This is a genomic window from Amycolatopsis sp. FU40 (genome assembly GCF_021903635.1).
Lineage (GTDB): Bacteria > Actinomycetota > Actinomycetes > Mycobacteriales > Pseudonocardiaceae > Amycolatopsis > Amycolatopsis dendrobii.
Window position 1 is genome coordinate 5964758 of record NZ_CP091381.1, and the last position, 23985, is coordinate 5988742.

The following is a 23985-nucleotide window of genomic DNA, read 5'->3' on the forward strand; positions in this document are numbered from 1 at the left end:
GTGCAGGTGATGCCGATTTCCGTCAGTCTCGCCCGGCTTGCGTGATCTTCCGCAGCTTACGTGCCGCCCTGTCGCCCGTAAAGGCGGCCGATCCGCCCTTCCGCTCGTCCGCACAATCGTCGCCTTGCGACCACGACGCCCAGTCGCAATCGTGGAGAACACCGGCGACGGCCCCGAGAAAGGACCGAAAATGGAAGCCAGCGGCCAGCTGTACCTCGACCTCCTGGAGAAGGTGGTCACCAACATGATCTACGGCGACGCCCCCACGCCGAACGCCTGGGTTCCCGAGACGTCCTTCACCCGCGAGCACCGGGAGAACGGGCTCGACTGGCCCAGCACCGCGCACACCATGGTGGGGCTCAAGCGGATCCGCAACGTCCGGCACTGTCTGGAACAGGCGCTCGCGGACGGGGTCGCGGGGGACTTCATCGAAACGGGCGTCTGGCGCGGCGGGGTTTGCATCTTCGCGCGCGGAATCCTGAAGGCGCACGGCGTTTCCGACCGCCGGGTCTGGCTGGCGGATTCCTTCGAGGGCATTCCCGACACCGGCCCGGACGGGCATCCGATGGACCAGGAGATGGCCCTGCACCAGTCCAACGAGGTGCTCGGCGTCTCGATGGAAACCGTGCGGGACAACTTCGCGCGCTACGACCTGCTCGACGACCAGGTCCAGTTCCTTCCCGGCTGGTTCGAAGACACCCTGCCGACCGCGCCGGTCGAGAAGCTCGCCGTCATGCGCCTCGACGGCGACCTCTACTCGTCGACGATGGACGCACTGGTCAACCTGTATCCGAAGCTGTCCCCCGGCGGGTTCGTGATCATCGACGACTACGTGATCCCGGCCTGCCGCAAGGCGGTCGAGGAGTTCCGGGAGACCGAGGGCATCGAAGACCCGCTGGAAGCGATCGACGACTACAGCGTGTTCTGGCGGCGAGGCGCCTGACCGGCCCGAGGGCGAAGGTATGCCACGCGCGAGTCTTCGCGGCGAGCGCGTGTCACACCGCCGTCCCTGGCTGGCGCACGCTGTTCAAGTGCCGGTTCCGCAGGGGTTGAACACGCCCGCTCTCAGGCACTGGCGGTAGTTAAACACACCGGCCGGGCACCGGCAAGAAGCCCGCCGCGCACCACCGGTGTTCTACAGCGTTGCAACGCCCGAGTGGAGGCTGGTCTCCATGCTGACGCTTCGTCGCCGGGACCGCTGAAGCCACTGGCGCGGTCGGGCTAGGCCGGAGGCTGCTACGCCCCAACGCCGCCCCGCTTTCTCCCACCGCGTTCCTCGAACTCCCGCCCGGCACCGTTCGCTCGCCGGACAACTGCGACTCCATCTTGACGGTCCCTGCGAGCACTACTCGCTTCGACACCGTCCGGTTGACTGACCGCGCGAAGGTACTGGGCGTCGACCAAATGTCCACAGCAGACAGTGCACAGGCGGTGCAGTTCACCGACAACGGAACTGCGGAACACTTGTGGCGGATCCGCCGACCCGGGCGGCTCCCGGCCTGGCGGGCCAGAAGCCACCCGGGAACGATCAATCCTCCTCGGCCGCTCTCCTGCGCAGCACCGCGACCGGCCGGCTGTCGTCGCCAGGCTCAAGCGCGCCGACGAGATCCTCGCCGGCGCCGCGCAGAACCAACGCACCCGGATCCAGATCCAGCTGTGCCGCCACCGTCGCCCCGATGCGGCGCAGGCTGGTTTCCAGGTTCTCTCCCTCAACGACGGGCCGGGCCGCGAACATCACGACCTCGCAGGAACCGTCCGAGGCCAGGAATTGGAGACCGGAAGCCCCGATCGATTCCACGATCGGGAGAGCCTTCCCCAACGCCGCCGCGACGTCTGCCCCGGGAAACCGGTGACTCACTCTGACCGTGAGGTCGGAGTCTTCGGTCAACGTGAAATCTTCCCGGACTCCGGGCTCCAATTACTCCAATCGCAGGCCGCCGTGGGCCGCGAGCACGAGATACAACACATATCCGTCGAACTCTTGCTCGTCGAACCAAAGGTCTGCATAACCGCTCTTCTCCGGATCGCCGAAGAAGTCCAGGTATTCGTCGTTGAGCCCATGCTTGACAGCCACCGGCCCAACCGCCCTGCGCATGGCTTGCGCAGCAGTCTCCCCCGCTTCCCACGGAGCGGCACAGTGGAGGGTGGCGACAAACCCCCTGCGCGGACTCTCCGGATCGCATCGGACGATCTCCGCCGCGACCGCACCGAACTCGCCGGCCAGCGACCGGCACCGCTCGACCGTCTCGGCGAGGTCCGCAGTGTCGACCCAGATACCGATACGGACTTCGATTCCAGTCGCGGGCAAACTCATCAATGTGTCGCTCGTCCCTGCGGAGAAATATTGGCGTTACTTTTCTTGCTGGCTCACGTAATCTCGCTTGCCGACTGCTGGTCCAGCCCGGCCACCACCGCCGCGGCGAGATCGAACTGCTCCCTCGCCGCCTCCTCCTCGCCCCGGGTCTGCCGGCAAGCCCCCAACCGGTTCCGGACCTCGATCTCGGCCCACGGCGACATCTGGTCGGTCAACGCCCCCAGCGCCCGCAAATGATACGAAAGCGCCAGGTCCAGACTCCCCAGTTCCTGTTCCGCGGACCCAAGCCGCGACAAGGAACTCACCAGCAGCAACCGGTCGTCGACCCGCTCGGCCAATTCGACCGCTTCACGCAAGGGTTCCGCCGCCTCCGCCGGGCGGCCCAGATGCAGCCGGACGCTGCCGATGTGGCTGGACACCCGGCCCAGCATCGCCGGATTTCCGGTTGAGACCGCGACTTCTCGCGATTCGGCGAAACAGGCCAGCGAGCGTTCGTATTCACCCTGCTTGAAATACACGTACCCCAGTCCGGACACCGCCCGTTCGACCAGCCAGCTGTCCGCCACTTCCGCGGCCAGCGTGCGAGCCTCGGTCAGCACCTGTTCCGCTTCGTCCAACGGCCCGGCGAGCATCGTGACCATTCCCAGCCCGCACAGGCCCCGCGCGGTTTCCCGGCGGTCGCCGTTTTCCCGGCTGATCCGGAGTCCGTCTTCACACCATTGCCTGGCCTGGACGGAATCGCCCAGTGCGAGGTGTGCCCAGCCGAGTCCGAATCGCAGCGCCGTCGCCATTCGCCGGTCCGCCACATTGTCCGCTTCGGACAAAGCGACTTCCAGCAGGGCAACGCATTCGCGGTACCGGATGCGCCGCACGAGGTAATCGACGGCTCCTTCGGCGATCCAGCACGCGTAGTCCGGATGGCCCGCGGCGACGGCGGACGAGACGACTTCCACCAAATCACCTGCCTCGTCCAGCCACGCTGACGCGTCCACCAGTCCGGAAAACGGCGAGTCGGTGGGCACCGGGCCGCTGGGGAAACCGGGTTCGCCCCATTCGCTCGCGGCGCGGCAGGCGTGCAGGTAGACCCCCAGTCCGCTGGCGACGTCGGGTTCGTCGGCGGCGAGGCGGCGCGCGTAGACCGCGACCAGATCGTGCATCCGGTACCGGCCCGCGGCGGGCGCTTGCACCAGGTTCGCGTCGACCAGATCCTCGAGCACGCTTTCCGCGGCCCGCCGGGAGCAGCCAAGCATCGCGGCGAGCACCAGCTCGTCGAATTCCGGTGCGGGCGCGCGGCCCAGGGTGCGGAAAGCGCGTTGCGTGTCAGCCGGAAGCTGGTCGTAGGAGAGCCGGAAAGCGGCCTCGACACTGCGTTCCTCAGCGGTCAGTTCACCGAGCCGGCTGGTGTCGTCGGCGAGCCGGTCCGCCAGGTCCCGGAAAGTCCACATCGGACGGTTCTGCAGCCGCGCACCCGCGATGCGCAGGGCGAGCGGAAGACGTCCGCACAGGCTGGCCAGTTCGCGCACGGCCTCGCGTTCCTGGCTCGCGCGCGCCGGGCCGACGATCCGGCTCAGCAAGCCAGCTGCGGCGTCGGAAGTCAACGGGCCCAAGGAAATCCGGCGTTCGACGTCCAACCCGGGCAGTCGGCGACGGCTGGTGATCAGCACCCGGCTCCCGGTTCCGCCGGGCAGCAGGGGGCGGACCTGCTCAGCGCTGACCGCGTCGTCCAGCACCAAAACCAGGCGCAGCGGCGCGGTGGCGGCACGCCAGTTCGCGGACAATTCGTCCAGGTCGTCCGGAATGTTCTGGTCGTTCACGCCGGCCGAACGCAGCAGCCGGCGCACCACTCGCACCGGAGCGAGCGGGGCCCGGCTGGTGCTGTGCCCGTGCAGGCCGACGAAAAGGCAACCGTCGGGGTGTTCCTCGCGCAGCAACTGGGCGGCGCGCACCGCCAGCGCCGTCTTCCCGGCCCCGGGCACCCCGTCCACCGCTGACACCGCACTCCCCGGCGCGGCGAGCCTGGCGAGTTCGTCGTCGCGGCCGGCCAGCTCGCCGACGTCGTGCGGCAGTTCGTCGCGGATCCTGGGCACCGCGGCTGGCCGCGCCGCGACGCCGAGTGCTCCGTCATCACCGCGCAGCACCGCCTCGTGCACGCGACGCAGGTCTTCACTGGGTTCGAGCCCCAGCTCATCGCGCATCCGGACGCGGAACTCGCGCCAGGTGCCGAGCGCGTCGCTCTGCCGGCCGGCCCCGTAAAGGGCCCGCATGAGCAGCCCGGTCAGCGGTTCGCGGTCCGGATGCTCGGCAAGCAGCGCCGACACCTCGCTGATCGCCGACGCGTAGTCGCCCAGCCGGATCAACGCGTCCGTCCGGCCCTCGACCAGCCCGACGCGGCGTTCGGCGAACCGCCTCCGCTCCCGTTCGGCGAACGGGCCGGGCAGCCCGGCCAGCGGAACGCCCTCGTAGAAGGCCAGCGCCTGTCCGTATCCCTCGGCGGCAGCGGCGAGCGCACCGGTCCCGGCGGCTTTCTTGGCCCGGGCGGCGATCTCTTCGACCCGCACGGCGTCCACCCCGACGCCCGCCCCGGCGAACCGGTACCCGCCCGGATCGGTCCGGAGCACGGATTTCGCGTCCGCGCCACCCGCGGCCAGGGATTTCCGCAGCTGGTAGATGTAGCCGGGCACGCCGTCGCTCTCCGGCGGACGCTCGCCCCACACCCGGTCGACCAGCTCGGCCCGGCTGACCGTCACGTCCGGCCGCAGCAGCAGCGCGACCAGCATCGTCGTCCGCAGCACCGGCCCGAGCTCCAGCGGCTGCCCGCCGTACCAGCCGCGGACCGGCCCGAGCACCGCGAACTCCAGCCGGGACCCGGGCTCGCGCTCCGCCCCTCCCCGGCCGGTTCGCACGGCACCCGATGACATACCGAGAGTTTAAGACAGCTCTCCCGGTGTCCCCCAGGAGAGCTACCCGCAGGTGTCCACCGCGCGGGGACGATTCCGCGCCGCCGGATCAGTAGCGTTTTCGGCCATGAAGGGGTATTCGATGCACAAGGCCGGGGGAACCGCGGCGGTGATCGCGGCTTGTCTGCTTTTGACGGCTTGCGACGAGGATACGGAAGCGGATCCGGCACCGGGCAGCGCACCGGCCAGTCAGGCCGCTTTCACCGGCGCGAAGAAAATCACCGTAGCCGGAAAATCGGTGAACGTATCCTGCTCGGGAACGCTCGAAAAAGGAAAACCGGTCGTCATTCTGCTGCACGGCGGCGGCGACGCACTGGACAAATTCGCCGGTCTTCAGGAAACGCTCGGCAAGAAGAACCGGGTGTGCTCCTACGACCGGCTCGGTGCGGGCGGCAGCGACCAGCCTGCCGGTCCGCAGACCTTCGAGACCACCGGAAAGGTGCTGACCGGCGTCATCGGCCAGCTCGCCCCGGATTCGCCGGTCGTGCTGGCCGGGCATTCGCTCGGCGGGCTGATCGCCGCCCGGTACGCCCCCGACCACCAGGACAAGGTCAAGGGCCTGGTGCTGATGGACGCCACCTCGCCGACACAGGAGGCGGATCTGGTCCGGGAAATCCCGGCCGGCGCCACCGGGGACGCGGCCGGGCTCCGCACGCAGACCCTGGCGGTCTTCAAGGGCGAAAGCCCGGAAAAACTGGTCGTCGCGGACGCGGACGTGAAATCCGCCGGGGACATTCCGGTCGAGGTGATCAAGCACGGGCAGGAATACCTCGCGCAACTGCCGCAGTACGGCCCAGGGTTGGAACGAGCCTGGACCGAGGGCCAGGTGAAGTGGCTCGCGATTTCCACCCGCAGCAAACTGACCATCGCGAAAACCAGCGGGCACTACATTTACCAGGACCAGCCGGACGTCGCCGTCCGGGAAATCGAGGACGTCGCCGCGCGAGTCGCGGGTTAATCAGCCAGTCCGTGCCGATAAGCGTAAACGACCGCCTGCACCCGGTCGCGGACGCCGAGTTTCGCGAGCATGCGCGAAACGTAAGTCTTCACCGTCTCCTGGCTGAGCACGAGCGCCGCGGCGATTTCGTTGTTGGAAAGGCCCTCCGCGACCAGGCGGAGGACTTCCAGTTCGCGCGGGGCCAGCGGGAGGTCACCCGGATCCGCGGCAGCGGGGCGGATCCGGGTGGCGTACCGGCCGACGAGCTCGCGCGTCACCTCGGGGTCGAGCAGCGCCGCGCCGGACGCGACGGTCCGGATCCCGTGCAGCAACTGGTCCGGCGGAGCGTCCTTGAGCAGGAATCCGGCGGCCCCGGCGCGCAACGCCTGGTAGACGTTCTCGTTGAGGTTGAAGTTGGTCACCACCAGCACTTTCACCGGGGCCGCGACGTCGGCTCCGGCCAGCAGCCGGGTCGCGGTGATGCCGTCGAGCACCGGCATCCGCACGTCCATCACGACGACGTCCGGGCTCAGCTCGCGAGCCAGCTCGACCGCGGCCTTCCCGTCGCCGCATTCGCCCGCGACCTCCAGGTCCGGCTGCGCGTCGATGATCGTCACCAGCCCGGTGCGGATCAATGCCTGATCGTCGGCCACGAGGACCCGCAACGGCGCCCTCACGCCGGAATCCGGGCCCGGACGCAGAACCCGCCGCTCTCGCCGCGCCCCGCGGCGAAGTCGCCGCCGACGTCGCCGACCCGGTCGCGCAGCCCGGCCAGCCCGCGTCCGCTGCCGCCGACCGCCAGGTCGGCCTCGCTGTCGGTACGGACTTCCACGGTGATGTCCCCCTCGCCATGCCGGACCTGGACCGACGTCGGGCTGCCGTGCGCGTGTTTGAGCGCATTGGTCAGCGCTTCCTGCACGACCCGGTACGCCACCGGTGCCACGCCCGCTGCCCCGGGAGTGCCCACCTCGGTGAACTCCACCGGCTGCCCGGCTCGCCGCGTCTGCTCGACCAGCGTGTCGAGCCCGAGGACAGGCTGACCGCCGGGGTTGAGCACGTCGAGCAGATTCCGCAGCTCAGCGATGGCTTGGCGGCCGGTGCCGCTGACCGTGGCGAGGGTCTGGTCGAGCTGCTCGCCGGCGAGATACCGCGCGGATTCGGTCTGCACGACCATCGCCGTCACATGATGCGTCACTACGTCGTGCAACTCGCGAGCGATCCGCGTCCGTTCGGCCGCGCGCGTTTCCTCGGCCACCCGGCGGCGCCGTTCGGCCTCCGCGGCGCGAGTGGAGCGCAGCCACGCCCCGATCCCCCACACGACGACCAGCGACAGGTAGAACGCGACCACTCCCGCCGCCGGTTCCCCGCCGCCACGCAGCGGAAACGCCGCCACGAACAGCAGATACGCCACGGTGGACCCGATCGCTGCCGCGCGCCGTCCCCGGTCCGCCCGCCAGCCCGCGTTGAGCACCGCGACCGGCAAAGCCGAGCCCGCGAACGAGTGGTAACCGCACAGCTGGTCGATCGCGAACCCGGCCGCCACCAGCGCGAGCACCGCGACCGGCCACCGGCGGCATCCGGCGAGCGACAACGACTGCAGTGCGACCGCCCCGACCGCCAGCGCGTCGAACGGCCTCGACGGCAGCCCGCCGAACTGCGTGCCGAACATCTGCAGGGACGGCAGCAGCGATCCGGCGAAGAGCACCAGCCCGAGCAGCGGGAACACCGCGTGCCGTGCTTTCGGGACCCGCGGGAGGTTGATCACCCGGCGAGTGTATTCCGGACGAAAAGGATGCCGTACTCGCGCACCCGGCGGAATGGGCGGGAGGGCACGAGTCCTGCCCTGCTTCAGCACCCGGATCAGTCCGCGCCGCGGGCCCACGCTTCCCGGGTCAACGCGTACTCGACCTCACCGTGTTCCGTGCCCGGCAACGGATCGTCGAAGTGCAGGTGGAACGTGCGTACGTAAGTCAACCCGGACCGTTCCATCACCCGCCGCGACGGGGTGTTCACCGCCATCGTCTGCGCCCACACCCGCTGCGTGCCCAGTTCGGTGAATCCTTTGCGGATCGCCGCCCGGGCCCCTTCCGTCGCATACCCGCGACCCCAGGCCGTCGCCGCCAGCCGATAGCCGAGTTCCAGCTCGGCCGTGCTGCCGTCCGCCGGCGGCTGCAAGGAAATCCAGCCGATGAACTCGCCGGTCGCCTTTTCGATCGCCGCCCACCGCCCGGCAGGCCCGCGTTCGTAATCGCCGAGAATCCCAGGCAGCACCTTCTGCTCGATCTCGGCGCGAGGCGTCGGCTCGCCGGTGAGAAACCGCATCACGCGCGGATCGCTGTCGAGCCACACCAGATTCTCGACGTCGGCTTCGGTAAACCGCCGCAACAGCAACCGATCCGTCTCCAGAACTTTCACCCGATCACCAATCCGGCCGCCGCCGCGATCCGGTCGCGAGATTCCAGCAGCCTGGTCCTGAGCTTCGGCACATCCACTCCCAGCAACCGGCCGCCCCGCTTGACTGCCTTGCCCCCGACGAAAACGCTGTCCACCACGCCCGGATGCGCAGCGGTGACCACTGTGGACACCGGATCGCCGACCGGGAACACCGACAGGTCCTCCGCGTCGACGAGCACCAGATCCGCGTCCTTGCCGACGCTGATGCTCCCGGCCCGATCTCCCCGCCCACACGTCCGAGCACCGTCCACAGTGGCGAACTCAAGCAGATCGCGCGCGACCAGAGCGCCGTCAAGACCGCGCTGCGCGGCGAACGCCGTACGCATAGCCGAAAACATGTCACCCCCAGCGGACGGACAGTCGTCAACGGACAGCGACGGCCGGATCCCAGCCGTCAGCAGACGTCCGGTTTCCGGCCACCCGAACCCCATCTTCAGCTCGACGTCCGGGCTGAGCGTCACCGAACATCCCGCGTCCGCGAGGATCGCCAGCTGTTCGTCGGTGAGACCGTTGCCGTGAACTATCGTCGTACGGTCGTCAAGCAGTTTTCGTTCGTGCATCTCGGGAACCGAAGCGCAGGCCGCGCGGTGGAGGTGCACGCTCACCCTGAGCCCAAGCTCCCTCGCCAACGCGACATCGGCCGCCGTGGTGTCCATTGTGGTCACCATCGGCCCGCGCAGCCCGAACGCCATCTCGTCGCCAGGCAGCCGCTTCCGCACGCGGGCCGTGTCGGCTGGATCCATCGCGCTGTAACAGAAGATCGACCTTCCGGGAGCCTCCTGGAGCGCGTCGATCGCCGCGTCGGCGTTCTCCGGCCGGTCGGAACAGTGGAACCAGTCGAGCATCGTCGTCACGCCCGAGTTCAGCGCTTCGAGCCGTCCCAGCAAGTTGCCGAGGTACACGTCCTCCGGCCGGTAATGCGGCCTGAGCCGCTCATGCACGGTTTCGCGGTATTCCGCGAACGTCCAGTTCGCTCCGATCCCGCGAAATGCCGTTTGCCAGGTGTGCCGATGCGTATCCACGAACCCCGGCAGGACGATCTTGCCCGAGGCGTCGACAACCTCGGCGTCGGCCTGGATCGCGGTCCCGACCGCCGCGATCCGCCCGTCCTCGATCAGCACGTCTCCGCGCGGAAGATCTCTTATGGCTGGATCGAGGCTGACCACGTGCCCGTTCTGGATCAGCGTCCGCATGAACCCTCCCCAAAGTTGATGCATCAACTCTAGAGTCGCTGAAGTTGATGAGTCAACTGCCCAGGTACGCTCCCTGTTCATGACCCCCGAGGACTGGGAGCTGTGGAACGCGTGGGTGCGCGCGCAACGTCTGCTCACCCGCGAACTGGATCGCGGACTGCAGCGGGAATGCGGCATCTCGAAGGCCGAGTTCAGCGTTTTGGTGACCCTCTGGCGCATCCCCGGCCACGAGACGCGCGTCGCCGACCTGGTCGAAGCCCTCGGCTGGGAGAAGAGCCGGGTCTCGCACCAGCTGACCAGAATGGAGTCGCGCGACCTGGTCACCCCGGCCCGCAGCGGCCCCAGCGGGCGGCGCACCGGAATCGCGCTCACCGCCTACGGCCGCTCGGTCATCCAGGAGGCCCTGGTGGTCCACGGCAGCAACATTCGCCGCCACTTCCTCGATGAATTGACCCCCGCCCAGGCCGAAGCCATCCGATCGTGGGCCGAGGAGACGATCGCGCGCATCGAGCCAGCCGGATGACCGGACGCTACCGTGTTCCGAAGATGACTACAGGTATCCGAAAGGTTGATGCCGGATGAGCGACGCATCGGGCAAAGCAGCCTCGCCGGCCGCGGACCGGACGCTGACCGTGCTGGAAGCGCTAGTGCGCGCCGAGGAACCGCTGACGCTGACCGCCCTCGCGAAGGCCGCCGGGGTGCCGCTCGCCACCTGCGCTTCCATCGCTTACACGCTGGAGCAGCGGGGTTACGCCGTGCGCCGGGTCGTCGGCCGGAGCCACTTCTGGCGCCCCACCCTGCGGTTGTACGGCTTGGCCATCGAACTGGTGCGCAAGGTCGACCTGCCCTCGCTCGTCCAAGCCGACCTGCGACGTCTCGCGGAGAGCCTCGGGATGCCCGCGCATGTGGGGATCCTGGAGGACGCTTCGGTGGTCTATGTGGCCAAAGCGTCTACGCCCGGTTTTGTTCAGTTCGACACTTATCGGGGGAAGGTCGCACCGTTCGACCTGACCGCACTGGGCCGGGCCATTGCCGCGCATCTTCCGGAGGCCGAGCTGAAGCCGTTGCTGTCCCGCCTTTCGCGCGGGGTCGGACCTAAGGCCGCGGCTCCTGATCCTGGTCAGTTTTTGGCGTTGCTGGCCAAGGTGCGGGCGGATGGGTATGCGATCGAGAGCGAGGAGGAGCAGGCTGAGATCGCCTGCCTTGCGGCGCCGTTCTTCGATGCCGAGGGGGCTGTTGCTGGGGCTGTTGGGGTGACCGGGTTTGCGCGGCAACTGGTTGGGGAGAAACGGAAAGCCGCGGTTCGGGGGGTGGTGCAGGTGGGACAGGAGGTCTCACGACGGCTCGGGTTCGTGGTGTAGCCCCCGGTGGCGCACTCAGGCGTCAGCAGCCGCTATGTCCATTATTCGACGAAAGAATCCGGTATCGACGTCTTGGCCCTCGATGACCTGATAGGCATAAGCGGCGACGACACGATCGATGTCTAAGTTGTACTTCGGGTTAGCTACCTTGCTGAACCCCATCACGACGTGTTTATGGAAAGCCGCATCACGCGCCTCCATGAGGCGCTCATATGACTCGCGCGCCTGACTTATCGTCAACTCTGCGTGCGGTCGGGCATACGGTGGCACGTACGGTTCGTAGCTACCTCAGCTCACCCCATATTTTTCGCGTCTTCGTTGAGCGAAACCTCCACCCGGGGTCACAAGTCACGGATAAATCTGCAATGGCGGACCAACCCATCGAGGGACGACAGGAAGTCGTCGCCAAGCTCGCCGAACGCATCGTCAAAGCCGCCGAACCAGCGGCCGCCTTCCCCGACCAACACGACCAGATAACCTCGATTGGCCTCCCCTACGGGCACCAACGCCGTCCCCGCACGTTCGGCGTAGATCGCAACCCACCGCGGGTCCAAGCTCTCGAGCGACCGAGCCGCGGACACCTCAAGGTCATCCGGGAAGCCACTGCTCCTATTCCAGCGCACTGTGATACCAGAGTATTCCCGGAGAAAGTCGATCGCACCGGGGAATATTCCGATTCCGGCCCGCTCCAGGGCTCGCACATCATCTGAGATGTCCACAGCGCGACCGGGAGTCCAGCCAGCTCGCCTCAGCAATTCGATCGAAGGCCGTTCGCTCATTTTACGTCCAACACCCCTCAATTTTTACCATCAAATTCTCGAGCTTCTTTCACCGCCCACCGCTGGAAGCGCTCGTCCGATCTCCTCGCATCAGCCCACTTCGCCGAGTTGCGAACAAGCACCTTGGCAGAGCAAGCCCCGGGCACGCTCGTCGTACTCGCAGAAGTCGATTTAAGTCATTTCAACTAATTCATCATCCGCCATCTATTTCGCTATCTCCTTCCGCCGCCAATGCGACCGCCCGTGCGCACATCCCAGGCCTCGTCGAACATTCGTCCAGGATTTTCCCGGTCGCTCGAAGGCACTGGATCCGCACCTGATCGAAGTCGGCTTCGTGCGCGCCTCGTGACACCACATCTGCCGGTCCCGGCAGGCAGGCGGGCCAGCGGCCGCCCGGTGCGGCATCGCGGCAGCCACCGGACCGGTACCGAAAACCGTGCCAGCCGTTACGAAAATCGTAAGAACGCAGCACAACAAAGCACGTTTGGCCGGCATCCCTTGCTTCCCCCCGCACAATCGCGCCCGAGTCCGCTGGATATGCGGCCGACCGGCGGCACCGCCAGCCGTCCCCGCTGGGCGACGAACACCGCAATCGACGGTACAACCGGGTGAGCACGGCCTCAATAGCCCGGTTGGTCCAGCTTGGACAATCGCGACGGGACAGACCGATCGCACCGCATTCGCTACGTTCGCCTCACTCAGTCATGCAATCGCATGATCCACGGACGCGGAGGCCGGGACGAGTATTGTCCCGCGCGCGAAACCCGGCCCGCCAACGGAACCGAGCCCGCGTTGCGAGTGCTGCGGAACCCAGCCGACCGCTAAGCCCGCACCACCAGCGGCCCGGCCGCACCCATGGCCGGGCCGCTTCTTGCTGGCTGGTCGGCGGCATTGCGTCTCTCTCCCCGATCGACTATCTTCCTGAATCAGGAAGACTTCTACGAAATACCGGAAGATAGGCCAACCGGAGTATCGGGGAGACGTCGTGGGCGCACTGTTGCGCTGGGCGGAGGCCGATCGCGCCGTCGTGCGCGGGGTGCTTTCCGAGGCGCTCGTCTTGGTGCCCATCGGCGCGACCGAGCAGCATGGGCCGCATCTGCCTACTGGGACGGACGCCTTTCTGGCGGCCGCGGTGTGCGAACGCGCGGCCGAGCTGGCGGCGCCGAGGGCTGAGCGGGCGTTGTTGCTCGCGCCGGCCATTCCATACGGGACTTCTGATCATCATCTGCCCTTCAACGGGACGCTATCCCTTTCGGCGCAGACCTTGTTGCACGTGCTGGACGATCTCGCCCGGTCGATCGCGGTGCAGGGCGGGCGGCGGATGGTCGTCGTCAATGGGCACGGGGGCAACGTCGGGATCTGCCACGCGTTCGCTGGTGCGGCGTCGACTCGGCACGGGCTTGCGGTGGCGCATACCGACTACTGGCGGGTCCTCGGCCCGGAGGACATCGTGCCTGGCCATGCTGGCGAGTTCGAGACTTCGATGATGCTGGCGGTTCGCGGGGAGCTGGTTCAGGAACCGGCGAAGAGGGAGCAACCCAGGCAAACTGGAGTGTCTGATGTGGACATTCACTCCGAGCAGGTTTGGCTGGACATCGACGGGTACACCGATCGGCCCGAGTTGGCTGCCGCGGAGCAGGGCAGCAGGTGGTTCGAGAAGATCTCCAGCGGGCTTGCCGATCGGTTCGTGAAGCTGGCGGAGGTGTTGTGAAGCCATGATCGTGGACGTGCACACTCATACTCCGACCCACCAGGCCGCGGTGCCGGAGGACGAGCGGCGCGTTTACGAGGGGTGGCGGACTGACCGGCCGGTGGTCACCACGAATTCCTGGGCGGACTACGACAAAGCCACCGAGGCCGCCGATCTGTCCATTGTGTTCAACATCGCTGTCGACAAGCCGGAGGAGGCCACGGGGCTGCCCTATCGGGCGGAGGACACCAATACCGCGACCGCGGCGTTCGTGACGGCTGATCCGGACCGGCGGATGGGGTTCATGTCGGTGAATCCGATTGCTCCCGACGTGTTCGACGAGGCTGACCGGTGCCGGGAACTCGGGCTGGTCGGAGTGAAGCTCGGGCCCAATTACCAGAATTTCGACCCGCTGTCTCAGCCCGCGTTGGACTTCTACCGTTACTGCGAGCGGCACGGGCTGCCGATCTTGTTCCATCAGGGTGCGTCGCCGATCCGGCAGGCACCGTTGCGGTACACATATCCGCTGGTCACCGACGAAGTAGCGTTGCAGTTCCCGGAGCTTCGGATCGTCATGGCGCACATGGGGCATCCGTGGGGACGCGAGACCGTGGTCACCATCCGCAAGCATCCGCACGTGTATGCGGACGTGTCTTCGATTTACCTCCGGCCTTGGGTCTGCTACGAATCGCTGCTCGCGGCGCAGGAGTGGGGCGTGCCGCACAAGCTGCTCCTCGGTTCGGACTTTCCGATCGCCACCACCGCTGAGGCGATCGCGGGGATCCGGCGAGTCAACGACATCGTCGAGGGCACGGCGTTGCCGAAGATCTCGCCCGAGTTGATCGAGGGGATCATCCACGCGAACGCGGTTGCTGCGCTCGGCCTTCAGAAGGGGATTCGATGACGCCTATTCGCGGAGTATCCCCGGTTCTCGAAGTACCCTTCACCGACGACGGCGAGATCGATGTTTCCGGTTTCCGGCGAGTCATCCGGCACGTGCTCGGGACCGGGATCGGCAGCGTGATGTTCCCTGGGTTCGCCTCGGAGTTCTACAAGCTGGCGGAGGACGAACGGCGAACGCTGACGGAGGTGTTGCTGGCCGAGACCAATCCGCGAGCGGATGTCTTGGCCATTATCGCGGTTCAAGACCATGCTACGCGGCTGGCAGTGAAGCGGGCGCAGGAGGCGGTGGCGGCGGGGGCGGACTTGATCAATCTTTTGCCGCCGCACTATCTGCGACCGTCGCGGAAGGCGTTGGTCAAGCATATCCGGGAGGTGCTAGACGCGGTCGCGCCGACTCCGGTGGTGCTGCAGTACGCGCCCGCGGAGACCGGTACGAGCCTCGATGCGGACGTGCTGCGCGAGATCGCGGCCAAACATGCCAATCTGCAGCTGGTCAAGGTCGAATCCAGTCCGCCGGGGCCGTTGATCGCCGAGCTGGCCGCTGGGGATCCGCCGATTCCGGCGGTCGAGGGCTACGCGGGCGTGCAGTTGCCGGACGCGATCCGGCGCGGCGCGGTCGGGACGCAGCCGGGGTGTTCGTTCACCGAGATCTACGTGGAGATCTGGCGGCGGTTCGTGGACGGCGACGACGCGGGCGGCGACGAGTTGCATCGGCGGCTGCTGCCCTACATTTCCTACTGGATGCTGGACACCGAACGGATCATCGCCGCGGAGAAGCTGATTTCAGTCCGCCGTGGACTGTTCGGCAGTCCGTACTGCCGCGCGCCCGCGCATCGGCTCGACGCCGAGGACATCCGGATGATCGACCGGTTTCTCGCCGAGTTCCGCGAGTTCCTGTGAATACCGTCGAGGACCTCGAGGTCGCCGCGATCAGTCCGGTCGTCCGGCCGGAACTGGTCGTGGCCGGCGCTCGCGGGACGCATGACCATTCCGACTTCCTGCTCGTCCGCGTGACCGCTTCGGACGGTGCGACCGGGCTGGGCGAAGTCAGTGCGACGCTCCAATGGAGTGGCGAAGACGCTGGCACGGCGGAGTATCTCGCCAAGAGAGCACTTGCCCCGGCGATCCTCGGGCGGCCGCTCGTTCCGGTCGCCGATCTTGAGCGGCGCATGGACGAAGCAGTGGCGGGGGTGCCGTTCACCAAAGCGGGGATCTCGACGGCGTTGTGGGACGCGTATGCGCGCACGCTCGGAGTCCCGCTCGCAGTGGCGCTCGGTGGTCCATTAAGGACTGAAGTGCCGGTGAAGTGTTCACTCAGCGGCAGCGGGCAACGGCTCCACGACGTCTACCAGTCAGCCTTCGAGGCCGGGTTTCGCAGTTACAAGCTCAAGATCGGCTTCGATCCCGAAGAAGACGCGCGTCGGCTCGCCGAGGCACGGAAGCTCGTCGGTGCGGACACGTTCCTCGGCCTCGATGCGAACGGGGGCTACCGGCCCGGAGACGCCGCCCGGGCGATCGAGTTGATGCGGAACCAGGATCCGGCGTTTCTCGAACAGCCGGTGGCACCTGGGGATCTGGCCGGGATGCGGGAGTTGCGCGGGCGCGGGTTGTCCATTGTGGCCGATGAAAGCGTGTTCGGCACTGACGACCTCGTGTCGGTGATCCGGGCCGAAGCGGCGGACGCGGTCAGCTTGTATATCGGCAAAGCGGGCGGCCCGGGCCGGGTGGTGGCGATGGCGCACCTCGCGAACGCGTTCGGGCTGGACGTCGTGCTCGGGTCCAATGGGGAGCTTGGCATCGGCGCGGCGGCCCAGTTGCACGCGGCGTGTGCCGCGCCTGGGCTGTCGGGCAGGATTCCCTCCGACATCATCGGCGCGCACTACTACGAACGCGACATCCTCAAGACACCGTTGAACAGCGACGGCCAGACAGTCCGGCTCGGCGACGCGCCCGGCCTCGGCGTCGAGGTGGCCGGCGATATCGCCGCTGGGTTCAGGAGCGTCCGATAAACCGGTCGAGGACGTTCGCCGTCACCGCGGACACGCCATCGTCCACCAGCACAGCTGACGTCCAGGCGATCGATCCGACGGAGAACACCTCACCGCCGCTAGCCGTGGTGTAGCACGCGATTTCGCCGCCGCCGTCGCCGGAGTTCAGGCCGCGGGCGATTACCTGAGTCCCTTGTGGACTGTGCGCGCCGGTCTTGTCGGTTTCGTGTCCGGAAGCACCGCCGGGGCAGCGTTCGTGCAGACTCCGGACGCCGAACAAGTCTCCCTTGTCCAGTCCGGTGCCGCGGAAAGCCCAATGGCCGGGGTCGACGACCTCGTACGGTGCCCCGGTCATCGCACCCGCGCTGGTGAACACCACGCCGAACAGCTCCGACGTCGGCCGGAACGTGCGGTGCATCCGGCTCTCATACGCGTCGGGTTCGACGGCTTGGGTACGGAAGCGCAGCGCGTCCGGCGAAGAGAAGACCACTTCGCAGTCGGCGACGTTACCGCCGAAGGTGGCCAGCTTTCCGCCGCGGTCGTGCACCCAGGAATAGACCGCGGTGTACATCTCCCGGGACCAATACTCCGGATGTGTGCTCAGGACCAGCGCGCGGTAGCTGTCCAATGGCAAGGTGCCGTCATGCAGGTGCGCGTCGGAGTAGAGGTCGTACTCGTAACCGTGGCGTTCCAGCCAGCTGAGCAGCCGCCATTCCGCGGCGGCCAGGTGGCACGGTTGCCTGCCGCGGATCGGGTCCTCCGGCCGCGCGTCCGCACTGAGCTGGTTCAGCGGTTCCGGACGTTCGAAGGACAACGGCGGGTACGCGTCGTCGGGCAGGGCGTGTTCGCTGAAGCTTGATTCCAGGTAGCGCGACATTTCGAGGCGGGGCACCAAAACTGGTGCAGTGGGCAGGCCGGAGGCGTTGATGTAATTGCTGCGGCCGCCGAAATTGTTGTAGGCGTTCCAGGTGTTCGTGGACGCGACTACGGCGATCGGCGCGGTCGGCTGGCGCGGTGCGACCACCCACGGAAACGAGAACCGAGCCCCGGATTCGCCTTCGACGTGGAAGTAGTACAGGCCGCTGCGGTCCGGAGCCATGACGTACTGGCGGTGCGACGGATCGGCGTAGCCCTTTTCGTTGAACCGCACGCCGGTCTGGGTGTAGTCGCCATCGGGAGTGACCTGCACGGTGGCGCGCGGCGCGTGTTCGTCGAACCAGCCGATCAACGCTGTTTCCTCAGTCGCCGCGCCGTGCCGCCACAGGCTCAGGCGGTACGGCTCAGGACTGTGGATCCGGAACTCGCCCTCGTCGCCGCTGCGGGCCCATTTCGGCCAGAGGTAACCGAAAATCCGGTCGGACAGCAGCCGGAACTGGTGCGGTTCGGACCCGAGCGCGAGGTCGACGTGTTTGGCTCCGTAGCCGTCCTTGGCGAGCGTGACGCGGTACTCGCCGGACGGGAGGTCGGCATGGATCGCGCCGGTCGCGGTAGAGCGGGCGGTCCAGTGCGCGTCGCGCGCGTTGATCTCAACAGTCACGTCGGGCAGCGCGAGATAGCGTTCGTCGCTGACGTATCCCAGCAAGGTCATACCGTCGCCGCTTTCGGTTCAGCGACCGGCTCCGGCAACGGTTTCCCGGCGCGTTCGGGCAACAGCAGCATCGCGGCCGCGCTGAGCACGCAGCCGGCGATGACGTAGATGCCGACGCCCCACACCGCGCCGGTCGCGCCGACCAGCCAGGCGCTGAGGTACGGCGCGAACCCGCCGCCGAGCACCGCGGTGAGCTGATATCCCAGGTTGACGCCGGTGACCCGCGAGCGAGTGTCGAACAGTTCGGACAGAATCGTCTGGGACAGCGCGGACATCGCCATCACGAACACCGAGAAGCCCAGCACCATCGCGACCGCGACGAGCACCGGATTCTTCGTCTCGAACAACCAGAACACCGGGAAGATCACCACGGCCAGCCCGATGCAGCCGCCGAGGAACACCGGTTTCCGGCCGATCCGGTCGGACAACGCACCCCACGTCGGCGCGAGAACGATCTGCGCGCCGGCCGCGACCATGGTGGCGGTGAGCGCCACCGACGCGGGCATGCCGAGGTCCTTTTTGACATACGACGCGCCGTAGGTGGTGATGACGTAGCCGCCGATGCTGTTGGCGAAACCGAACAGCACGCCGTAGATCACATTTCGCGGCCGGCGCAGCACGGCGATCAACGGAACGCGCGCACCGGCGCCCTTCTCGCGGGCGCGTTCGAAGTCCGGCGTTTCGCCTACCCGCATCCGGATGAGCAAACCCGCGATCAGCAGCACGAAGCTGAGCAGGAACGGGATCCGCCAGCCCCAGGCCAGGAAATCCCGGTCGGGAAGCGTCGCGAACAACGCCATCAACCCGGACGAGACGAGCAGCGCGACCCCTGCCCCGGAAAGGAGCAGGGCTCCGTAGAGACCGCGTTTGCGCGGCGGGGCGTGCTCGACGGCCAGCGAGATCGCGCCGCCCATTTCGCCGCCGGTCGAAAAGCCCTGCACCAGCCGCAGGATCACCAGCAGAATCGGGGCCGCGACGCCGATCTGACGGTATCCGGGAAGCACCCCGATGAGAATCGTGGCGATCCCCATCATGACGATGGTCAAGATCAAGGCTTTCTTGCGGCCGAACCGGTCCGCGATGTGCCCGATCACGATCCCGCCGACCGGGCGCAGCACGAACCCGACGGCGAAGGTGGCGAACGCCGACAACTGGCCGGTGAGCGGGTCCGCGGACGGGAAGAACACGGCAGGGAACACGACGGCGGCGGCTAGGCCGAACAGGTAATAGTCGTAGTACTCGAGCAGTGTGCCGATGCTGGAAGCCAGCACCGCGGACCGGCGCGCCGATCGCGCGGGGGCCGAGCCTGCCGAGCCGGAGCGGTCTGCGCCCATGTCGCCCGCACCTCCTGATCCGATGGCGGATCAAGGCCGGTCGACCTCGACCCAGCACCCCCCCGAATCACGCATTTTCGAAATACCGTAGATGCGTCTTCTATTTCGGAAAGATTAGTCTATGCTGGCGGCGTCGGACAAGGGGAATCTCGGGGCGGGCCGGCGGGTTGCTTCTCGTGCGCGCGGGCCGCCGAGCCGTGGAGGGGTCGTCCATGACGTTGAGCCGTCGTCGTCTTTTGCAGTGGTCCGCGGTCGCGGCGGGCTCGGCCGCGCTCGGCGCCGGAACCGTCGCGGAGGCTGCCGAAAGGGAGCCGGACTGGGCCGCGTTGCGCAGACGGCTGCACGGCGCGCTGCTGCAGCGAAACCACGCCGGCTACGACGAAATCCGTCCGCCGTTCAACCTCCTCTACGACGATCGCTATCCGCCGGCGATCGCCCGGTGCGCCGACGCCGACGACGTCCGCAAGTGCCTCGAGTTCGCGGCGGAAAACAAAATCACCTTCGCGGCACGCAGCGGCGGGCACAGTTACGTCGCCTATTCCACTCCGGGCGACGGATTGGTCGCGGACCTCAAGCTGATGAACCGCGTGGAGGTCCGCCGGAACGGCACCGCCGTCGTCGGCGCGGGCGCGCGGTTGATCGACGTCTATCACGCACTGGCCGCCGCAGGACGCGCCTTGCCGGGCGGCACGTGCGGTTCGGTCGGCATCGCCGGGCTCGCGCTCGGCGGCGGAATCGGCGTCCTGATGCGGAAATACGGACTGACCTGCGACCACCTGGACAGCGCGAAAATCGTGCCGCCGCGCGATTTCCGGCTGCGTTCGGTCGACCCGGGCTCGGACCTCGGCTGGGCGCTCACCGGCGGGGGCGGCGGGAACTTCGGGGTCACCACGGAATTCACCTTCCGCACGGTGCCCGCGCCGCCGCGGGTCACGGTGTTCGTGGTGAACTTCCCCGAGGGATCCGGCACCGACGTCTACGGCGCCTGGCAGGACTGGATCACTTCCGCGCCAAGGGAATTCTGGTCGAACATCTCGGTGCTCGGCGGCCCGAGCCCGGCGGCGGGCGTGCCCGGCTGTCTCCTCGGCGGCGAACAGCGGGCCCGCGAGCTCATCGCCGATCTGGAACGCCGGGCCGGGGTCAAGGGCACCGTCAGCGGTTTCCAGGAGACGGACTACCTGGGCGCGATGGATTTCTGGTCCGGAAGCCTGGGTCGGCGCCGATTCAGCGCCGCTTCCCGGGTGCTGGCGAAGAAGGCCGATCCGGCGCGGTTGAGCGGGCTCGTCACCGGCGAGACCAAGATCGCGCTGGAGATCAACCCGCTCGACGCGGCGGTCTCCGACGTCCGCCCCACCGACACCGCGTTCGCGCATCGCGGCGTTTTCGGCGACGTGCAGGTCTACCTCAGCGCCGGCCCGGACGTCGACCGGGAGACCGCGAAGCACGAGGTGAACGACGTCCAGTCGCGGCTGGCGGAATTCGCCACCGGCGGCGCGTACGTCAACTACCTCAACGACGACCAGCAGGACTGGGCCACGGCGTACTACGGGGTGAACCTTCCGACGCTCCGGGCGGCAGCGGCGAAGTACGACCCGAGCGGGGTGCTCGCGTTCGAGCAGGGTCTCTCGCCGCGCCCGGTGTGAAAGCCGGTCTGCGGCCGGCGCAGGACTCCGGCCGCAGACCGGCGGGCCAGGCTTGCGGGCCGCGCGAAGTCCGCGCGTCAGGCGGCGACCTGCAGAATCCAGGTGACCCCGAAGCGGTCCCGGAGCATGCCGAACGCCGGGGCCCACGGGGACGGGCCGAACGGCTCGATCACCGTCGCGTCCTCGGACAGCTTCTTCCAGAACTCGCCGACCTCGTCGACGGAATCGCCGCCGGCGGAGAGGAAGAACTTCTCCGTCGTGATCGTCGTCCCGTTCTCGCGGGTGGTCTCGCCGACCGGCGCGGCGGCACCGCCACCCGGCACGTCGTAAGCCATCACCTGGAACCCGTTCTCGCCGACCACGTGGCCGAACACCACGTGGTCCGCGCCGGGCGCGTCCTGGGGCATCCCGAAGTCGCCGTACGTGGCGATCCGGAGGTCCCCGCCGAACACCGACCGGTAGAACTCGAGCGCCTCCCGGGCCTCGCCCCGGAAATTCAAGTGGGCGACGGCGTGCACTGCCATGATTTCGACTCCTCGATTCCCGCGCCGGACTCGTTCCCGCGCTGCGACCGAGACTCGCAGCAGTAGCGGTCAGGCAGTGACCGCTACTTCCGGCATGATCGAAAACATGCGAAAAGTGACCGACGCCGAACGGCGCGACCGGATCGGGCTGCGGCACGCATTGGCGACCCCCGCGTCCGGGGTCGAGACCGCCGTCCGCGCGGTCACGTGCTTGCACGCGACTGAGGCGAGCAGCGTTTACCTGTCCGCGTACGCCCGGTCCCGCGCCGACCGAGAGTCCATTTCGGACGCCTTGTTCAGCAAACGGACTGTGGTGCGGCAGCTGGCGATGCGCCGGACCGTCTTCGCTTTCCCGGTCGATTTGCTCGCCGCCGCAAGGGGAAGCGCCTCAGCCCGGGTGGTGCGGCAACTGACCGCGCGGCTGGCCAAAGACGCCGAACTCGCCGGAATCGACGACGGCCCGGCGTGGGTCGCCGAACGGTGCGCCGAGGCGTTGCAGGCGATCCGCGAAGAACCCGGTACCGCCGCACAGCTACGCGCTCGCGTTCCCGCACTGAACACGCGGATCGCCGCCGAGGGAAGGCCTGCGGTACTTGCCCCGGTCGGCTCCCGGGTGCTGTCCGTGCTCGCGTCGAACGGTTCGGTGGTCCGCGGGGACAACGCCGGGCGCTGGCAGGTCTCGCGTCCAGTGTGGACGGCGATCGAGCAGTGGCTCGGCGAGGATCCCGGTGTTCTGGACGAACGGGAGGGCTACCGGGAACTGGTGCGGCGCTGGCTGTGGTCGTTCGGGCCGGGGACCGAGGACGACCTGGTGTGGTGGCTCGGCGCGACGAAGACCGCGGTCCGCCGGGCGCTGGACGACGCCGGCGCGACACCCGCTCTGCTGGAAGACGGCGCCCCAGCGTGGCTGCACCCCGACGACGTGGAAGAAGTCCGCCTCGACCAGGACTGGGCGGCTCTTCTCCCGACCCTCGACCCGACGACGATGGGCTGGCGCCGCCGCGACTTCTACCTCGGCGACCACGGCCCGCACCTCTTCGACGGCGCCGGCAACGCCGGCCCGACCGCGTGGTGGAACGGGCGGATCGTCGGGACCTGGACGCAGCAGCCGGACGGGACCGTGGACGTCGTGCCGATCGAACCGCTGTCGCTCGCTGCCGCGGCGGCGCTGGAAGAAGAGGCCGCGAACCTCACCGTCTGGTTCGACGGCGAGGTGGTCGCGACCGGCTACGTGCCGCCGCTGGTGCGGGGACGGGTCAGTCGCGGCGGCGGAGCTTCGGGTCGGTAAGCGACGGCGGTACGTACGACACGTCGATCGGTCCCACATCGGCGCCCGGCGCGACGATCTGGTCGATCCGGTCCAAGACATCGTCGTCCAGCCGGGTCTCGACGCCCGCCAACAGATCGTCCAGCTGCGCCAACGTTCGTGGACCGATGATCGCGGACGTCACGGCCGGATGGTTGACCGCGAACGCCAGCGCCAGATGCGTCAGCGAAAGCCCGGCTTCCTCGGCGACTCGCGCGAGTTGTTCGACCGCGGCGTGTTTGCGCTCGTCGCTCATGTGCCGCGGCACGAAACGCAGCTGTGCTTCCCGGAGTTGTTCGCCGCCGGGCCGGTAGCGACCGGTCAGCAGCCCCATCGCGAGCGGACTCCACACCAGGACGCCCATCCCGTAGCGGCGGCACACCGGCAGGATTTCGCTCTCGATCCCCCGGTTGAGCAGCGAGTACGTCGGCTGCTCGGTCCGCAGCCGGGCCAGTCCCGCGCGTTCGGACACCCACTGGGCCGCCACGATCTCGGACGCCGGGAAGTTCGAGGATCCGACGGCGCGCACTTTGCCGCCGCGGACCAGGTCGGTCAGCGCGGAGAGGGTTTCCTCCAGATCGGTGTCCGGGTCGGGATGGTGAAGCTGATAGAGGTCGATGCGGTCCGTTCGCAAGCGCCGCAACGACTGTTCGACCTCCGCGACGATCCAGCGCCGGGAGCTTCCGCCTCGGCCGGGGCCCATCGAGCCGTTGACCTTCGTGGCTACCACGACGTCGTCGCGGCGGCCCCGCAAAGCCGCGCCGAGGATCTCCTCGGACTCCCCGCCGGGGCCGTAGACGTCCGCGGTGTCCACGAAGTTGATCCCCGCGTCGAGCGCCCGGTGCACCATCCGGACGCACTCGCCGTGATCGGCATTGCCGATCTGCCCGAATTTCATCGTTCCGAGGCAGTAGGCGCTGACCTTGATTCCGGTCCGCCCCAGAAGCCGCATCCGCATGTGCCGGTTCCTTTCCTGAGCACCCGACGGTCCCAGGGGAAGCGGCCAGCCAGTGT

At 67.9% G+C, this 23985-nt stretch carries 23 protein-coding genes; 10 read left to right on the plus strand and 13 right to left on the minus strand.

Annotation, left to right across the window (positions count from 1 at the left end):
* The first annotated feature begins 190 nt into the window (after positions 1–190).
* Positions 191–943, plus strand: a complete 753-nt coding sequence (locus L3Q65_RS27895) for a TylF/MycF family methyltransferase (protein WP_182890201.1) — start codon at positions 191–193, stop codon at positions 941–943.
* 585 nt (positions 944–1528) lie between these two features.
* On the opposite strand, the gene L3Q65_RS27900 is transcribed toward L3Q65_RS27895, so the two are convergent.
* From L3Q65_RS27900 to L3Q65_RS27910, 3 genes are read right to left on the minus strand one after another with little or no spacing between them, the layout of a single operon-like run.
* Entirely contained in the window at positions 1529–1888 is a 360-nt protein-coding gene (locus tag L3Q65_RS27900; RefSeq protein ID WP_237597073.1) for a hypothetical protein, read from the minus strand.
* A 30-nt stretch (positions 1889–1918) separates the two neighbouring features.
* Entirely contained in the window at positions 1919–2314 is a 396-nt protein-coding gene (locus L3Q65_RS27905; protein WP_237597074.1) for a hypothetical protein, read from the minus strand.
* Between the two features lie 53 nt (positions 2315–2367).
* Positions 2368–5232: a BTAD domain-containing putative transcriptional regulator gene (locus tag L3Q65_RS27910; protein WP_237597075.1), complete on the minus strand. Its 2865-nt coding sequence runs from the start codon at positions 5230–5232 to the stop codon at positions 2368–2370.
* A gap of 106 nt (positions 5233–5338) precedes the next feature.
* On the opposite strand from L3Q65_RS27910, the gene L3Q65_RS27915 reads away from it, so the two are divergent.
* Complete coding sequence (locus L3Q65_RS27915; RefSeq protein WP_237597076.1) at positions 5339–6229, plus strand: alpha/beta fold hydrolase; 891 nt, start codon at positions 5339–5341, stop codon at positions 6227–6229.
* Here the strand turns inward: L3Q65_RS27915 and L3Q65_RS27920 are convergent.
* The 4 genes from L3Q65_RS27920 to L3Q65_RS27935 form a co-directional block, all read right to left on the minus strand.
* Positions 6226–6885 (minus strand): response regulator transcription factor, encoded by a 660-nt coding sequence (locus L3Q65_RS27920; RefSeq protein ID WP_237597077.1) that lies wholly within the window; start codon positions 6883–6885, stop codon positions 6226–6228. The genes L3Q65_RS27915 and L3Q65_RS27920 overlap by 4 nt on opposite strands.
* Positions 6882–7973, minus strand: coding sequence for a sensor histidine kinase (locus L3Q65_RS27925; protein WP_237597078.1), 1092 nt, complete (start codon positions 7971–7973; stop codon positions 6882–6884). The genes L3Q65_RS27920 and L3Q65_RS27925 overlap by 4 nt, the downstream gene beginning before the upstream one ends.
* Positions 7974–8068: 95 nt before the next feature.
* Positions 8069–8623, minus strand: a complete 555-nt coding sequence (locus L3Q65_RS27930; protein WP_182890197.1) for a GNAT family N-acetyltransferase — start codon at positions 8621–8623, stop codon at positions 8069–8071.
* Complete coding sequence (locus tag L3Q65_RS27935; RefSeq protein ID WP_237597079.1) at positions 8620–9855, minus strand: amidohydrolase family protein; 1236 nt, start codon at positions 9853–9855, stop codon at positions 8620–8622. The genes L3Q65_RS27930 and L3Q65_RS27935 overlap by 4 nt, the downstream gene beginning before the upstream one ends.
* A gap of 79 nt (positions 9856–9934) precedes the next feature.
* Between L3Q65_RS27935 and L3Q65_RS27940 the strand changes: the two genes are divergently transcribed.
* Positions 9935–10378 (plus strand): MarR family winged helix-turn-helix transcriptional regulator, encoded by a 444-nt coding sequence (locus tag L3Q65_RS27940; RefSeq protein WP_182890195.1) that lies wholly within the window; start codon positions 9935–9937, stop codon positions 10376–10378.
* Positions 10379–10433: 55 nt separating this feature from the next.
* Positions 10434–11216 carry an IclR family transcriptional regulator gene (locus L3Q65_RS27945; RefSeq protein WP_237597080.1) on the plus strand — a complete coding sequence of 261 codons (783 nt, stop codon included), beginning with the start codon at positions 10434–10436 and terminating at the stop codon, positions 11214–11216.
* A gap of 15 nt (positions 11217–11231) precedes the next feature.
* On the opposite strand, the gene L3Q65_RS27950 is transcribed toward L3Q65_RS27945, so the two are convergent.
* Entirely contained in the window at positions 11232–11417 is a 186-nt protein-coding gene (locus tag L3Q65_RS27950) for a hypothetical protein (protein WP_237597081.1), read from the minus strand.
* 140 nt (positions 11418–11557) lie between these two features.
* Positions 11558–11995 carry an SUKH-3 domain-containing protein gene (locus L3Q65_RS27955; protein ID WP_237597082.1) on the minus strand — a complete coding sequence of 146 codons (438 nt, stop codon included), beginning with the start codon at positions 11993–11995 and terminating at the stop codon, positions 11558–11560.
* Positions 11996–12980: 985 nt separating this feature from the next.
* Between L3Q65_RS27955 and L3Q65_RS27960 the strand changes: the two genes are divergently transcribed.
* From L3Q65_RS27960 to L3Q65_RS27975, 4 genes are read left to right on the plus strand one after another with little or no spacing between them, the layout of a single operon-like run.
* On the plus strand, positions 12981–13706 hold the full coding sequence (locus tag L3Q65_RS27960) for a creatininase family protein (RefSeq protein ID WP_237597083.1): 726 nt from the start codon (positions 12981–12983) through the stop codon (positions 13704–13706).
* Positions 13707–13710: 4 nt separating this feature from the next.
* Positions 13711–14589, plus strand: coding sequence for an amidohydrolase family protein (locus L3Q65_RS27965; RefSeq protein ID WP_182890191.1), 879 nt, complete (start codon positions 13711–13713; stop codon positions 14587–14589).
* Positions 14586–15488 (plus strand): dihydrodipicolinate synthase family protein, encoded by a 903-nt coding sequence (locus L3Q65_RS27970; protein ID WP_237597084.1) that lies wholly within the window; start codon positions 14586–14588, stop codon positions 15486–15488. Before L3Q65_RS27965 ends, L3Q65_RS27970 begins: the two co-directional genes overlap by 4 nt.
* A complete protein-coding gene (locus L3Q65_RS27975; protein WP_237597085.1) occupies positions 15485–16597 on the plus strand; it encodes a mandelate racemase/muconate lactonizing enzyme family protein in 1113 nt (370 codons plus the stop codon). Before L3Q65_RS27970 ends, L3Q65_RS27975 begins: the two co-directional genes overlap by 4 nt.
* Here L3Q65_RS27975 and L3Q65_RS27980 read toward each other — a convergent pair.
* A complete protein-coding gene (locus tag L3Q65_RS27980; protein ID WP_237597086.1) occupies positions 16581–18164 on the minus strand; it encodes a carboxypeptidase-like regulatory domain-containing protein in 1584 nt (527 codons plus the stop codon). The two genes, L3Q65_RS27975 and L3Q65_RS27980, sit on opposite strands and share 17 nt — an antisense overlap.
* On the minus strand, positions 18161–19498 hold the full coding sequence (locus tag L3Q65_RS27985) for an MFS transporter (RefSeq protein WP_182890187.1): 1338 nt from the start codon (positions 19496–19498) through the stop codon (positions 18161–18163). The genes L3Q65_RS27980 and L3Q65_RS27985 overlap by 4 nt, the downstream gene beginning before the upstream one ends.
* Before the next feature lie 212 nt (positions 19499–19710).
* Between L3Q65_RS27985 and L3Q65_RS27990 the strand changes: the two genes are divergently transcribed.
* Positions 19711–21141 carry an FAD-binding oxidoreductase gene (locus L3Q65_RS27990; protein WP_237597087.1) on the plus strand — a complete coding sequence of 477 codons (1431 nt, stop codon included), beginning with the start codon at positions 19711–19713 and terminating at the stop codon, positions 21139–21141.
* 77 nt (positions 21142–21218) lie between these two features.
* Here the strand turns inward: L3Q65_RS27990 and L3Q65_RS27995 are convergent, their stop codons facing one another.
* Positions 21219–21665, minus strand: a complete 447-nt coding sequence (locus tag L3Q65_RS27995; protein WP_237597088.1) for a VOC family protein — start codon at positions 21663–21665, stop codon at positions 21219–21221.
* 106 nt (positions 21666–21771) lie between these two features.
* Between L3Q65_RS27995 and L3Q65_RS28000 the strand changes: the two genes are divergently transcribed.
* Positions 21772–22953, plus strand: coding sequence for a winged helix DNA-binding domain-containing protein (locus L3Q65_RS28000; protein WP_237597089.1), 1182 nt, complete (start codon positions 21772–21774; stop codon positions 22951–22953).
* Here the strand turns inward: L3Q65_RS28000 and L3Q65_RS28005 are convergent.
* Complete coding sequence (locus L3Q65_RS28005; RefSeq protein ID WP_237597090.1) at positions 22922–23929, minus strand: aldo/keto reductase; 1008 nt, start codon at positions 23927–23929, stop codon at positions 22922–22924. The two genes, L3Q65_RS28000 and L3Q65_RS28005, sit on opposite strands and share 32 nt — an antisense overlap.
* Between the last annotated feature and the right edge of the window lie 56 nt (positions 23930–23985).